Source organism: Rhizobium grahamii CCGE 502, from assembly GCF_000298315.2.
Taxonomy (GTDB): Bacteria; Pseudomonadota; Alphaproteobacteria; order Rhizobiales; family Rhizobiaceae; genus Rhizobium; species Rhizobium grahamii.
In genome coordinates this window covers 290,828-304,498 of record NZ_AEYE02000029.1, presented here as the reverse complement: position 1 = coordinate 304,498, position 13,671 = coordinate 290,828, and the positions used below count along the sequence as shown (strand labels likewise).

Below are 13,671 nucleotides of genomic sequence, written 5' to 3'. Positions count from 1 at the left end.
AATGGAGAAAACAAGGCGTCCGAGACCGATACAGTCGACGACCCTCGTTGTTCGGCCTGCACCAGGCAAAAAAAGCAGGGCCCTGATCAAGTTCGGTACGATTATCGTGCCGGCCGCCATCGGTCGGTCTGGCCGCACGGTGCTCAAGCGTGAGGGAGACGGGGCCACCCCTATTGCCTCGATGAAGCTATTGTCCGGCTTTCGTCGCGGCGAGCGACCCACGCGTCTTGAGTCACCGCTTGCGGTTCGCCGGATTCGTGGCGATATGCTGTGGTGCGACCAACCAGACAATGCGAACTACAACAGGCTAGTCAAAGCGCCGTTTCGCCCGAGCCATGAGGAAATGAAGCGTAAGGACGCCCTCTATGACGTCTGCCTCGTCATGGACTGGAACATCACCTCGCGAGCCCGCAATCGCGGCTCGGCGATCTTCTTCCATCTGATCAAGCCGGGCTACGAGCCGACCGCGGGATGCCTCGCCGTTCACCCGCGCGACATGCGACGCCTCCTGCCGTTCATGCGCAAGGGGACAGTCGTGCGCGTTCTTTGATCCGCGGGGGTGATAAACCAGCCCCGCCGACCTATATGCCCTTTCGACCGGCGCACGGGCTGAAATGCGCGCAGGGAAATCCGCAACCGCGGCTTCAATCACGCCCCGTCCAATTCTTCAAACTTCCGGAGACATATTGTGGCACAGCAACCCATCATCACTTTCCATGACGGACATTCCATTCCCCAGGTTGGCCTCGGCGTCTGGCAGACGCCCCAGGAGATCGCCGCACCGACGGTGCGTGCGGCAATAGCCGCCGGTTATCGGCACATCGACACGGCGTCCGGCTACGACAACGAGGAAGGCGTCGGCGAAGGCATCCGCTCGTCCGGCCTCGACCGCAAGGACATTTTCGTTACCACCAAGCTCCGCAACACCGACCAGGGCTACGACGCGACCATGCGCGCCTTCGAGGGCAGTCTGAGGAAGCTCGGCATGGAGTATGTCGACCTCTACCTCATCCACTGGCCGTCGCCGCACCGCGGGCTCTATCGCGAAACCTGGAAGGCCTTCGTGAAGATCAGGGAAGAGGGCCGTGCTCGTTCGATCGGTGTTTCGAACTTCTATCCGGATCATCTCGAGCAAATCATCGGCGATACCGGCGTCGTTCCGGTTATCAATCAGATCGAACTGCACCCCGATTTCCAGCAGCAGGCTGCGCAGGAAGCGCACAAGAAGCTGAACATCGCCACCGAATCGTGGAGCCCGCTCGGTCAGGGCAAGTTGATCGCGAACCCCGCGATCGGCGAGATCGCCAGGAAACACGGAAAAACACCGGCTCAGGTGATCATTCGCTGGCATATCGACAGCGGCCTGGTTGTCATTCCGAAGTCGGTTACGCCGTCGCGGATCGAGGAGAATTTCAAGGTCTTCGATTTCAAGCTGGATGCGGCCGATATGGCAGCAATCGCCAAGCTTGACGACAAGAGCGCCCGCATGGGGCCAGATCCATATACGGCTAATTTCTGATCGAAACACTGCTCTCCCTTCTCTCGATTTCGAGGGAGGGGAGAGACGCCACCTCAGGCGAGCGAGCGTGGCGTGATGAAGCGTTCCAACAGGCCGCTTCGAGGTCTAAGATCCTCCCAGCGATCGGCATCGAACTCGATCACGGCGAGCGCGGCCGTCGGGAACTTCTCCCTGATGCGAGCGCATGCCTCCGGATCGCCTTCGCCGATCAAGCCGTCTGCGAGATCCTGAAAGCCGGGATTGTGCCCGATCAGCATAAGCGTCCGAACCTTGGGATCGATGGTTTGTACGACAGCCGCGATCTTCGCGGCAGAAGCTTCGTACAAGTCCTCGGCATCACGCTTTGCGATCGAAGACGGAAGCTTTTTGGCAAGGAGCCCCCAGGTCTCCTGGGTGCGCCGAGCCGACGAAACAAGCACGAGATCGGGAATGAGCTTTTCATGCGCGAGATAGTGGCCCATCAGCGGTGCTGCCTTCTCTCCGCGACCCGCTAGCGGGCGATCGTGGTCGGGCACGTTCTCCGGCCATGCGGACTTGGCATGACGAAGAAGGAGCAGGCGTCGTTTTGTGGACGGTTTTGCAGCGCTCATATGCTCACCTGAAAGGAGCCAAGGGGTCGAACGCGGCTATTGTTCCACCGAATGCGTCCGGTGTCTGCTGAAATGGCCTCCCCTCGTTTCCGAGGGGAGGCCATCATGTTTTAGTTCCATTCGCGGATATCGACGAAGTGGCCCGCAATCGCAGCTGCGGCGGCCATCGCTGGGGAAACCAGGTGCGTGCGGCCCTTGAAGCCCTGACGGCCTTCGAAGTTACGGTTCGAGGTCGAGGCGCAACGTTCGCCGGGCTTCAGGCGGTCGTCGTTCATGGCGAGGCACATGGAGCAACCCGGCTCGCGCCAGTCAAAGCCGGCTGCCTTGAAGATCTTGTCGAGACCTTCCTGCTCCGCCTGTTCTTTCACGAGGCCGGAGCCCGGAACGATCATGGCGTTGACGGTCGAGGCGACGGTCTTGCCTTCGACAACCTTGGCAACAGCGCGCAGGTCTTCGATGCGGCCATTCGTGCAGGAGCCGATGAAGACGCGGTCGATGTTGATCTCGGTGATCGGGGTGCCGGGCTTCAGGCCCATGTAGTCGAGCGCACGCCACTTGGAAGCACGCTTCGTCTCCTCCGGGATTTCGTCCGGGTTCGGAACGACGCCCTGAACGGAAATGACGTCTTCCGGCGAAGAGCCCCAGGACACGATCGGGGGCAATTCGGCGGCGTTGAGCTTCACAACACGGTCAAAATGCGCGCCTTCGTCCGATTTCAGAGTCTTCCAATACGCGATCGCTTGCTCCAGCGCCTCGCCCTTCGGGGCGCGCGGCTTGCCCTTGATGTATTCGAAGGTGGTTTCGTCCGGCGCAATCAGCCCGGCGCGGGCGCCGCCTTCGATCGACATGTTGCAGATCGTCATGCGGCCTTCCATCGACAGCGCGCGAATGGCTTCGCCGGCATATTCGATGACGTAGCCGGTGCCGCCGGCGGTGCCGATTTCACCGATGATTGCGAGCACGATGTCCTTGGCGGTGACGCCGGCCGGCAGCTGGCCGTCGACCTGCACCAGCATGTTCTTCGCCTTCTTCTGGATCAGGGTCTGCGTGGCGAGCACGTGCTCGACCTCAGAGGTACCGATGCCATGGGCGAGCGAGCCGAAGGCGCCGTGCGTCGAGGTGTGGCTGTCGCCGCAGACGATCGTCATGCCGGGCAGGGTGAAGCCCTGTTCCGGCCCAATGATGTGGACGATGCCCTGGCGCTTGTCGTTCTCCGAGTAGTATTCGACATTGAACTCGGCGGCATTGATGGCGAGCTGCTCGACCTGGATGCGGCTCTCTTCGTTCTTGATGCCGAGATGGCGGTCGGGCGACGTCGGAACGTTATGGTCGACGACAGCCAGCGTCTTTTCCGGCGCGCGAACCTTGCGGCCAGTCATGCGCAGGCCTTCGAAAGCCTGCGGCGAGGTGACTTCGTGGACCAGGTGGCGGTCGATGTAGAGAAGACAGGTGCCGTCAGCCTGTTCATCAACCAGATGGTCGGCCCAGATCTTGTCGTAAAGGGTACGCGGTGCGCTCATGGCGTTGTGTCCGTATTGAATGCGTATGGAGAGATAGAGTTTGGGCGGACAAGGCTCCGCCGGCCGTCATTCGATCAACGAAGTCGGCTGTTGAGTGCACCGGACACGGACGCAAAGAAGCGTGCCGGCAGGCGGTAATGATCCTGCAGCACGAAAATATGCGCGCCAATGCACTTGAACTTGGATTCCATGGGCCGTCACATATCAATTTTTGGCGACGGCGGCAATTCGAATCATGACGCCGTTATCGCCCGTCTCTTCTGCGCATCCGCTTCTCCACCTGGCGCAATGCGAGCGACAGGCCGATCGTCAGGATGAGATAGATGTAGGTGACGATCGAGTAGGTTTCAAAGAAGCGGAAGGAGCCGGAGGCGTAGATTTTTCCCATCTGGGTGATGTCGGACACACCGAGGACCGATACCAGCGACGAGTCCTTGACCATCGCCACGAAGTCGTTCGATAGCGGCGGAAAAATCACCTTGATGGCCTGAGGGAAGACCACGAAGCGGAAACGGTGATAGCGCGACAGGCCGAGCGCCTTGGCGGCCTCGATCTGTCCCTGATCAACCGACTGGATGCCGGCACGGAAGACTTCGGCGATGAAGGAGGAGTAACCGATCATAAGGGCGATGATCGCTCGCCACATCAGCGAGAAGTCGCGCACCATTAATGGTTCGCTGAAGCCTGCCTGGATCAGCGGACCGGTCAGGAAGTTATAGGCGGCGACGATGCCGGGGGCGCCGACGAAGGCGACATAGAAGAGCAGCACCAGCATCGGCACGCCGCGGATCACCTCGATGTAAAAACGCGAGATCTGGCGGAGCGCGACACTGTCGGACAATCCGAGCAGCGCGACGCCGAGGCCGAGAAGGGTCGCCAGCGCAAAGCCCACCAGCGTCACGAAGATGGTAACGCCGACGCCATTGAAGACGGTGCGGAAGACCTGCGCATAGATGTCGTTGGCGATGATGACGACGGCAAGGACGATGCCGATCGCGACAAGGGCGACCAGCCACCAGGGGTAGTCGCCCTTACTATGCCCGCCTGGGGCTGGCTGAGGAGCCATTACGTGCTAACCGAAGATGGGATCATTGTCCCATCTTGTAGTCGAGGAACCACTTTTTGTTCAGCGCGTCGAAGCTGCCGTCCGCCTTGAGGCCGGCAATCGCGGCGTTGACGGGAGCAACGAGATCCGAGCCCTTTGGAAAGATGAAGCCGAAATCTTCGGTGCCGAGCGGGCCACCGACGACCTTGAGGCCACCGCTCGATGCGTCGACATAACCCTTGGCGGCGACGCTGTCGGTGAGGACGACGTCGACGTCGCCTGCCTTCAGGGCCTGAACCGTGGCGCCGAACGTTTCGAACAGTTTGATGCGCGGGTTCTGTTCATTGCCGTCGAGGATTTCATAGACAGCCGTATAAAAGGGCGAGGTGCCGGGCTGCGCGCCGACGAGGCCTTCATCGAAAGCGCCGAAGGTCTTCGCGTCACTGAATCGCTTCTCGTCGCCACGCACTAGCATGAACTGCTGCGAGCGCATGTAGGGATCGGAGAAATCCACCTTGGCCTTGCGATCGTCCTTGATGGTGATACCGGTCATGCCGATGTTGTACTGGTTGTCGGAGACGGCCTGGATCATCGCGTCCCAGCTGGTGTTCTGGTACTCGACCTTGAAATTCAGCCGCTTTGCGATCTCGTTCATCGCGTCATATTCCCAGCCGATCGCCTTGCCGGACTTCGGGTCGACAAATTGCAGCGGTGGGTAGGCGTTCTCGGTAACGACGACGACTGCCTTGCCTTTAAGGTCGGGAAGGTCGGCGGCAAAGGTCGCGAGCGGCGACAAAACGAGAGCAGTCAGTCCTGCAAGGACGGTGCGACGGAACGGCATTAAATATCTCCCCGAAAAAACTGACCGAAATTGTCATAAGTGCCAATCAGTTGGCAAGGCAGCTGTTTCATTCAGCGTAAACCACACAAGACGAAATTACTGCGCGGCGGTTTCAGAGCGCAATCCGATGCTGCAATTGTGCGATTTGCTCTTGAAGCAACCTCTTGGGAATAACGATGCCTCGCACTGTTCGCTTTTTTGTCGGAGTAGCTATCGCGGCTCTCGCAACGCTTCTCGTTCTTGAGTTTGCGCAATCCATCTCTGGACGGCGAGTTCCACGCCTAGTCGAGCGCATTCTTTCGCTCGAATTTGTGCCTGCATCTCTTCGGAATGCAGAGTGCCGATCCGGAGCAACTACCGACGTAATTGCCACATGTGTTTTTGAGATTTCGCAATCCGATTTCCCTGTCCTGCTCAGGGGGCGGGCGTTCAACAAAGAAGTCGTTTCGGGCACGAACCACGACTTTGCAGCCTACGCGATAGGCCAGGCGTTTTCCGCGTCCGCACGTTATCTTGTTCAGCCGGCTGAGTTTAAGCACGGCGGCTATGTCTCGCTCGTTGCCAACGCAGAACGGACCAGAGTGCAGGTCGAGATATACCAGGAATAATGCGGTTCTGGGCGTGCAGTTTGAACGGAAAGGCGGCCCAAGAGAGACCGCCCCAACTTCTCATGGGACCCGATCGCTGATGCCTGCTTCAGAGAACATGTCGCCTGGATCCGGGTCTAGAGCTAGCTCACTTTTGCCGATGCGATGCCGTTCAATTTCGCAATCGCATCCGCGGGCAAGCCAATGTCTGCGACCGCGAGGTTCTCCCTGAGGTGGGCCCGTGACGAGGTGCCGGGTATGAGCAGAATATTCGGTGCGCGCTGCAGGAGCCAGGCAAGTGCAACCTGCATCGGTGTTGCGCCAAGATCTGCGGCAACGTCCGAAAGCGTGGAAGATTGCAGCGGCGAGAAGCCCCCGAGTGGAAAGAACGGAACATAGGCTGTCTGTTCCGCGGCGAGCTGGTCGATCAGTGCATCGTCCTCCCGATGCGCAAGATTGTATTGGTTCTGGACACACACGATCTCCGTGATCTTTCGGCTATCGGCAATTTGCTTGGCGGTGACGTTGGAGAGGCCTATGTGTTTGACAAGGCCCTGGTGCTGAAGGTCGGCGAGGACCGTGAGAGGCTCCTCCAGAGATCTTTCCGCGGGGCCATGAACATCGAACATGGCGCGCAGATTGACCACTTCGATCACGTCGAGGCCGAGGTTCGTCAGGTTGTCGTGGATCGCCTTCGTTAGCGCTTCCCGAGAGAAGGCCGGGTTCCAGGATGCATCCGGGCCGCGTGTTGCGCCGATCTTGGTGACGATCACGAGACCGTCCCTGTAAGGATGCAGCGCCTCCTTGATGATCTGATTGGTGACGTGCGGGCCGTAGAAATCACTGGTGTCGATGTGGTTGACGCCGCTTTCGACGGCTTCACGCAGAACGGCTATGGCCTCAGGGCGATCCTTCGGTGGCCCGAAGACACCCTTTCCAGCCAGTTGCATGGCACCATAACCGAGCCGCATCACTGCACGGTCGCCGAGTGTGAATGTGCCCGATTTTTCGAGATTGGACATTATCTGCTCCCTTTGAAGACGGGGTAGACATAGGGCAGTTTCGCCACGGTGATAACGCCATGCATTCCGCACGGGCTGTTCGGAATTTCGGACAGTGGCTACCGAAGGCGGAAATTGCCATCGGTCGCGCGCAATAAAAAAGGCGACCCGAAGGTCGCCTTTTCCAACAATCCGTGAGGATTGAAACTTATTCTGCTGCCGGCTCGGCCGCTGCTGCAGCTTCTGCTGCTGCCTTGGCTTCTGCGGCTTCCTGAGCTGCCTTTTCGGCTGCGAGCGCCTGAGCTGCTGCAACCTTTTCGGCTTCCAGGCGTGCCTTTTCCTCGGCAACGGCCTGACGCTCGGCGTCGTTGAGCTTGCGGGCGCGGGTGCCGGTGTTCTCGACGATACGAGCCGACTTGCCGCGACGATCGCGCAGGTAGTAGAGCTTCGCGCGACGGACCTTACCGCGGCGAACGACTTCTACGCTTTCGATTGCCGGGGAGTAGACCGGGAATACGCGCTCGACGCCTTCGCCGTAGGAGATCTTGCGAACCGTGAAGTTCTCCTGCAGACCGCCGCCAGAGCGAGCAATGCAAACGCCTTCGTAGGCCTGTACGCGGGTACGGTTGCCTTCCTTGACCTTGACGTTGACGCGAACGGTATCGCCCGGGGAGAATTCCGGAAGTGTGCGCTGGGCTTCGATCTTGGCGACCTGTTCGGCCTCAAGCTGCTGAATGATATTCATGACTCAACCTCTTTGTTGGTTCAACAGCCAGAGCGCTCTGAACGATCTATCCTTGGTCGAGCCGCAGATATTTGCCGGTGAGGGCAGGAGCGAATTCGTCTGTTTTTCTTTACGTGGTTGATGGGAGTTTTCCCATTCCGGGCGTGCGCATACCGTATTGCGTAGGCTTTGTCACCCCTTCGGCCCGGAAATTTCGCTGCGTCGGCCGACAAAATGCGACCCTTAACGGCGCTGCACAATATCAAGCCTGTGACTCATTTGATTAAATATTTGTCAAATGCCCAACCGAGGAGCAGATTCTGTGTCGGATCAAATTGTGATCCGTTGGAGTTTTCGGAGGGGAATGAATGACAGTCAGCAATCCGTCGCCCTCGTTATATAACGAGGACCTCGCGCCCGCTCAGGAGAGGAAGTGGGGCGCCTTCAGCATCTTCAATGTGTGGACTTCTGATGTTCACAGCCTTTGGGGCTATTATCTCGCCGCCAGCCTTTTCCTGCTGTGCGGCAGCTTCATCAATTTCGTGATCGCCATCGGTCTCGGCTCGCTGGTCATCTTCTTCCTCATGAGCCTCGTCGGTAACGCCGGCGTCAAGACGGGCGTGCCGTTCCCGGTACTTGCGCGCGCCTCGTTCGGCACGTTCGGGGCCAATGCCCCGGCTCTGGTTCGCGCCGTTGTCGCCTGCTTCTGGTACGGCGCTCAGACGGCGGCTGCATCCGGCGCGATCGTCGCTCTTCTCATCCGTAACGAGAGCATGCTGGCGTTCCATCAGAACAACCACATGCTTGGTCACTCCACGCTTGAGGTGATCTGCTATGTCATCGTCTGGGCACTGCAGCTCCTGATCATTCAGCGCGGCATGGAGACCGTGCGCAAGTTCCAGGACCTCGCCGGCCCCGCCGTCTGGATCATGATGCTTGTTCTCGCCGTCTATCTCGTTACCAAGGCCGGCACTTTCTCCTTCGGCAGCGAGATCCCGCGCGACGTCCTGCTTGAGAAGACGAAAGACGCAGGCATTTCCTACGAACCCGGCACCTTCCCGGCTCTCGCCGCCGTTGCCGCCACCTGGATCACGTACTTCGCAGCGCTCTACCTGAACTTCTGCGATTTCTCCCGCTACGCCAAGGACACGAAGACGCTGCGCACCGGCAATCTTTGGGGTCTGCCGATCAACCTCCTTGCCTTCTGCCTGGTTGCAGGCGTCACGACGACGGCCGCATTCACCGTCTACGGCGAAGTGTTGCTGCATCCCGAAGCAATCTCGGCGAAATTCGACAGCTGGTTCCTGGCATTGCTTGCCGCCTTGACGTTCGCTGTCGCAACGCTTGGCATCAACGTGGTGGCCAACTTTGTTTCGCCAGCCTTCGATTTCTCGAATGTCTTCCCTCGCCAGATCAGCTTCAAGGGCGGCGGCTATATCGCAGCCCTGATCGCGCTGGTGCTCTATCCGTTTGCACCGTGGGAGACGGGTGCCGCACACTTCGTCAACTTCATCGGTTCGACAATGGGTCCGATCTTCGGGATCATGATGGTCGACTATTATCTGATCCGGAAGGGCGAGCTGAACGTCCCAGACCTCTATCAGGAGAATGGCGAGTTCCGCTTCCAGAATGGCTGGCACACGAATGCGTTCATTGCCTTCATCATCGGGTCGCTGTTCTCGTCGGTTCTGCCGACCTTCACGTCGATCCTGCCGGAATGGTGGGGCACCTATGGCTGGTTCTTCGGCGTCGGCATTGGCGGTGTCGTCTACTACGTATTGCGCATGGGCACACGTGGCTCCGCAGTCGGCGCTACGAACTGACACCAAATTATGCAATGCCCGGCTTCGGCCGGGCATTTTTCATTCTTCCAACAGGTCCGGGCGCCGTTCGCGAGTCAGCTGCAGCGCCTGCTCGCGGCGCCATTTTTCGATGGCGCCATGATTGCCCGACGTGAGGATTGCCGGGATCTCGCGGCCCTCCCATTCCTGCGGACGGGTGTAGTGCGGATGCTCCAGCAGGCCGCCTTCGAAACTCTCATGCAATCCGGAAAGATCGTTTCCCATGACGCCAGGCAGAATGCGGACGATCGCGTCCAGCACGGTCAGTGCAGCCGGTTCGCCGCCCGACAGCACGTAATCGCCAATCGAAACTTCTTCCAGCTCGCGCGCTTCGATAACGCGCTGATCAACACCCTCGAAGCGACCGCAGACGATGATGACGCCATCGCCGGACGCCAGTTCGCGCACGCGCTCCTGGGTCAGCGGCTTACCACGTGGGCTCATCAGCAGACGCGGACGGCTGTCGTTCCTCGAAGCGCTGTCGATGGCGCGGGCGAGGACGTCGGGTTTGAGCACCATCCCGGCGCCGCCGCCGGCGGGCGTATCATCGACAGTGCGGTGCTTGTCGGTTGCAAAATCGCGAATCTGCAGGGTATCGAGCGACCATTGGCCACGCTCCATCGCCTTGCCGGCAAGGGAATAGCCGAGGTGACCCGGAAACATTTCCGGGTAGAGAGTCAGCACGGTCGCGCGAAACGCCATCGACCACCTCACTTCTTCTTTTTCGGCGTGTCTGGCGTGAATTTCGCGCTGTCATCCTCGGTATCGACGAGGCCGGCAGCCAAGGGATCGATGGTGATCCTGCCGCTTTCGAGGTCGATGTCGAGAACCGAGGCTTCCGAGAAGGGGATCAACACGGGGCGCTTGCCGGGACCCTTCAGTTCCAGGAGGTCGCCGGCACCGAAGTCGAAAACGCCGGTCACTGTGCCATAGCTGACGCCCTGGTCGTCGAGCGCTTCCAGGCCCTCGAGGTCGGCGTAGAAGAATTCGTCTTCCTCCAGTTCCTCGTCCGGCAGGTTGTCGCGCTCGATATAGAGCTCCAGTCCGTTCAGTGCCTCGGCAGCATTGCGATCGTTAATCCCGCGGAAGCGGACGACAACGACGTTCTTCATTTCTCGGATGTCGAGGATTTCGAAGGTACGGCCATCAAGGCTGTGCAGGTTGCCATAGTCGCCGAGCGCCGTCGGGTCGGCAGTGTAGGCCTTGGCGCGCACTTCGCCGCGCAGGCCCTGGGCGCCACCGATCGTTGCCATCAGAACAGGATTTTCAAGCTTTGCCATGACGTCCTTCACATGAAGCCGCAAATCTGGGCTTCTCTTAAACGAAGTGCGGCGGAATGGAAACGAAAACGGGCGGCATGTCGCCATGCCGCCCGTTCGATAAGGGAAAGTCCCCGATTATTCTGCGGAAGCAGCAGCTTCGGCAGCGTCGGCGGCCTTCTGAGCCTTTTCAGCAGCGCGCTCCTGAGCCTTCTTGCCCGGCTTTGCCTTTTCCGGGTTGCTCTTGGCGTCACGCTTTGCGAGGCCGGCTTCGTTGAGGAAGCGCAGAACGCGGTCGGTCGGCTGTGCGCCCTGATCGAGCCAGTGCTTGATGCGGTCGTTGTTCAGGGTGATACGAGCGCCGTTGTCCTTGGCGAGCATCGGGTTCCAGGAACCGAGGTTTTCGAGGAAGCGACCATCGCGCGGCGAACGGGCGTCAGCGAGAACGATGTGGTAGTACGGGCGCTTCTTGGAACCACCGCGTGCGAGACGAATTTTCAGTGCCATTTTCTTTACTCCTTGGACTTTTCTGGACCGCCTGATCCGGCGGTATGGTTCATTTTGCTGCGGCGCCGTTTTCGGCGTGGTCTGCAGCGATCTGCTCATGATGCCGGATGACTTCCTTGATGATGAAGTTCAGGAACTTCTCGGCGAAATCCGGATCCAGATTGGCATCCTTCGCCAGATGGCGGAGGCGTTCGATCTGGTATTCTTCGCGCGCCGGGTCGGCCGGCGGCAACTTGTACTTGGCCTTGAGAACGCCGACCTCTTTGGTGCAGCGGAACCGTTCGGCCAGGATATGGACCAGCGCGGCGTCGATGTTGTCGATCGACTGGCGATAGTTCGAAAGCTGGGCTTTGATTTCAGGATCAATCATTGTCTACGCGACCCTTCACTTCTTCTTTGGCAGGCCGGGAAGGCCCGGGAAACCACCACCGAGACCCGGCAGCTTGGCGCCGCCCAGACCCGGCAATCCAGCCGCGCCGAGACCGGGTAGCCCGCCGCCCTGCTTGCCGAGGCCGGCGGCTTCCGCCTGCTTCTGCAGCGCTTCGAGCTGTTTCGGATCGATGTTCGAAAGATCAGGCATGCCGCCGCCGAGGCCGCCAAGGCCCATCTTGCCGGCAAGGCCGCCCATCATCTGCTTCATCATGCCGCCTTTGCCCTTGCCGCCCATCATCTTCATCATGTCCGCCATCTGGCGGTGCATCTTCAGAAGCTTGTTGATGTCGGCGGCATCGGTGCCGGAGCCGGCGGCGATGCGCTTCTTGCGCGAATGCTTGAGCATGTCAGGGTTGGCGCGCTCGGCCTTGGTCATCGAACCGATGATGGCGAGCTGGCGACCGAACAGGCTGTCGTTGAGGCCGGCCGAAGCCATCTTGTCCTTCATGCCGGCCATGCCGGGCATCATGCTCATGATGCCGCCCATGCCGCCCATCTTCTGCATCTGACGCAGCTGGTCGGCGAGGTCGTTGAGGTCGAACTTGCCCTTGGCCATCTTGGCGGCCATGGCGGCTGCCTTTTCGGCGTCGATGTTTTCGGCGGCGCGCTCGACCAGCGAAACGATATCGCCCATGCCGAGAATGCGGTCGGCGATACGGCGCGGGTGGAACTCTTCGAGTTCGCCCATGCGCTCGCCGACACCGATGAGCTTGATCGGCTTGCCTGTCACGGCGCGCATCGAAAGGGCCGCGCCGCCACGACCATCGCCGTCCATGCGGGTGAGCACCAGGCCGGTAATGCCGACGCGTTCGTCAAAGTTGCGCGCCAGATTGACGGCGTCCTGACCGGTCAAGCTGTCGGCGACCAGCAGGATTTCATGCGGGTTCGACTTCTTCTTGATGTCGGCCATTTCGACCATCAAGGGCTCGTCGATATGCGTACGGCCGGCGGTGTCGAGAATGACGACGTCATGGCCGCCGAGCTTGGCTGCCTGCACGGCGCGCGCGGCGATATCGGTCGGCGACTGGCCGGCGATGACGGGCAGCGTGTCGACATTCGTCTGCACGCCGAGCTGGCGCAGCTGCTCCTGGGCGGCCGGGCGTCGCGTATCGAGCGACGCCATCAGAACCTTCTTCTTTTCGCGGTCGGTGAGCCGCTTGGCGATTTTCGCAGACGTCGTCGTCTTGCCCGAGCCCTGCAGACCGACCATCATGATGACGACGGGGGCAGCAGCGTGCAGGTCGACGCCCACGCCTTCGCCGCCGAGCATCTCGATCAGCTCGTCATGGACGATCTTGACGACCATCTGGCCGGGCTTGATCGACTTCAGGATCTCGGCGCCGACGGCCTTTTCGCGGACGCGATCGGTGAAGGCGCGCACCACGTCTAGCGCGACGTCAGCCTCCAGAAGCGCACGGCGAACCTCGCGCAGCGCTGCGGAAACATCGCTTTCCGAAAGCGCGCCACGGCCTGTCAGTCCATTCAGAATGGATCCAAGACGGTCCTGGAGGTTCTCAAACATCGGCTCTTCCTTGTGATTTCCTGAAGACGGAAACCTTGTGCTTTTCCGTGACGAAAACAAGACGCATAGCCAAAAAGCACCCGAGGGCGCATCGCGCTGTCGGGTGTGGACCTCCGGGATCGATTTATACCTTTGCGGGTCCCGGTCGGTGGCTCGAGTCTTGAAGCTCGTCGCAGATTGAGCGGCGGTAAACAGCAAAAAGCGTGGCGAGTCAAGGCAAACCCGAGAAAAGACGGCGTTTCGGCCTTTCAAAAGCGCACGCACGATCCCAGATCTGCTTTTC

At 60.0% G+C, this 13,671-nt stretch carries 14 protein-coding genes; 3 read left to right on the top strand and 11 right to left on the bottom strand.

Annotation, left to right across the window (positions count from 1 at the left end; genetic code table 11):
• Nucleotide 1 precedes the first annotated feature (1 nt).
• The gene (locus RGCCGE502_RS23345; protein ID WP_016556670.1) at nucleotides 2–550 is read left to right on the top strand and encodes a L,D-transpeptidase family protein; all 549 of its coding nucleotides are present in this window, start codon (nucleotides 2–4) and stop codon (nucleotides 548–550) included.
• Between the two features lie 138 nt (nucleotides 551–688).
• Nucleotides 689–1,519, top strand: coding sequence for an aldo/keto reductase (locus tag RGCCGE502_RS23340; RefSeq protein WP_016556669.1), 831 nt, complete (start codon nucleotides 689–691; stop codon nucleotides 1,517–1,519).
• A 53-nt stretch (nucleotides 1,520–1,572) separates the two neighbouring features.
• On the opposite strand, the gene RGCCGE502_RS23335 is transcribed toward RGCCGE502_RS23340, so the two are convergent.
• From RGCCGE502_RS23335 to rplS, 6 genes are all read right to left on the bottom strand, one after another.
• Entirely contained in the window at nucleotides 1,573–2,109 is a 537-nt protein-coding gene (locus tag RGCCGE502_RS23335) for a SixA phosphatase family protein (RefSeq protein WP_016556668.1), read from the bottom strand.
• A gap of 110 nt (nucleotides 2,110–2,219) precedes the next feature.
• Nucleotides 2,220–3,629 (bottom strand): 3-isopropylmalate dehydratase large subunit, encoded by a 1,410-nt coding sequence (leuC, locus tag RGCCGE502_RS23330; protein WP_016556667.1) that lies wholly within the window; start codon nucleotides 3,627–3,629, stop codon nucleotides 2,220–2,222.
• Nucleotides 3,630–3,873: 244 nt separating this feature from the next.
• Nucleotides 3,874–4,695, bottom strand: a complete 822-nt coding sequence (locus RGCCGE502_RS23325; RefSeq protein WP_016556665.1) for an amino acid ABC transporter permease — start codon at nucleotides 4,693–4,695, stop codon at nucleotides 3,874–3,876.
• Nucleotides 4,696–4,717: 22 nt separating this feature from the next.
• Entirely contained in the window at nucleotides 4,718–5,515 is a 798-nt protein-coding gene (locus RGCCGE502_RS23320) for a transporter substrate-binding domain-containing protein (protein WP_016556664.1), read from the bottom strand.
• Between the two features lie 730 nt (nucleotides 5,516–6,245).
• Nucleotides 6,246–7,124, bottom strand: coding sequence for an aldo/keto reductase family oxidoreductase (locus RGCCGE502_RS23310; RefSeq protein WP_016556662.1), 879 nt, complete (start codon nucleotides 7,122–7,124; stop codon nucleotides 6,246–6,248).
• A 187-nt stretch (nucleotides 7,125–7,311) separates the two neighbouring features.
• Entirely contained in the window at nucleotides 7,312–7,848 is a 537-nt protein-coding gene (gene rplS, locus RGCCGE502_RS23305; RefSeq protein WP_016556661.1) for a 50S ribosomal protein L19, read from the bottom strand.
• A 347-nt stretch (nucleotides 7,849–8,195) separates the two neighbouring features.
• Here rplS and RGCCGE502_RS23300 point away from each other — a divergent pair, with 347 nt between their 5' ends.
• A complete protein-coding gene (locus RGCCGE502_RS23300) occupies nucleotides 8,196–9,650 on the top strand; it encodes an NCS1 family nucleobase:cation symporter-1 (protein ID WP_016556660.1) in 1,455 nt (484 codons plus the stop codon).
• Nucleotides 9,651–9,689: 39 nt separating this feature from the next.
• On the opposite strand, the gene trmD is transcribed toward RGCCGE502_RS23300, so the two are convergent.
• The 5 genes from trmD to ffh form a co-directional block, all read right to left on the bottom strand.
• Nucleotides 9,690–10,370 (bottom strand): tRNA (guanosine(37)-N1)-methyltransferase TrmD, encoded by a 681-nt coding sequence (gene trmD, locus RGCCGE502_RS23295; RefSeq protein ID WP_016556659.1) that lies wholly within the window; start codon nucleotides 10,368–10,370, stop codon nucleotides 9,690–9,692.
• Nucleotides 10,371–10,378: 8 nt separating this feature from the next.
• Nucleotides 10,379–10,948, bottom strand: coding sequence for a ribosome maturation factor RimM (gene rimM / locus RGCCGE502_RS23290; RefSeq protein ID WP_016556658.1), 570 nt, complete (start codon nucleotides 10,946–10,948; stop codon nucleotides 10,379–10,381).
• 117 nt (nucleotides 10,949–11,065) lie between these two features.
• On the bottom strand, nucleotides 11,066–11,434 hold the full coding sequence (rpsP, locus tag RGCCGE502_RS23285) for a 30S ribosomal protein S16 (RefSeq protein ID WP_016556657.1): 369 nt from the start codon (nucleotides 11,432–11,434) through the stop codon (nucleotides 11,066–11,068).
• Between the two features lie 49 nt (nucleotides 11,435–11,483).
• Complete coding sequence (locus RGCCGE502_RS23280; protein WP_016556656.1) at nucleotides 11,484–11,804, bottom strand: chorismate mutase; 321 nt, start codon at nucleotides 11,802–11,804, stop codon at nucleotides 11,484–11,486.
• Between the two features lie 15 nt (nucleotides 11,805–11,819).
• On the bottom strand, nucleotides 11,820–13,388 hold the full coding sequence (gene ffh, locus RGCCGE502_RS23275) for a signal recognition particle protein (RefSeq protein WP_016556655.1): 1,569 nt from the start codon (nucleotides 13,386–13,388) through the stop codon (nucleotides 11,820–11,822).
• Nucleotides 13,389–13,671 lie beyond the last annotated feature (283 nt).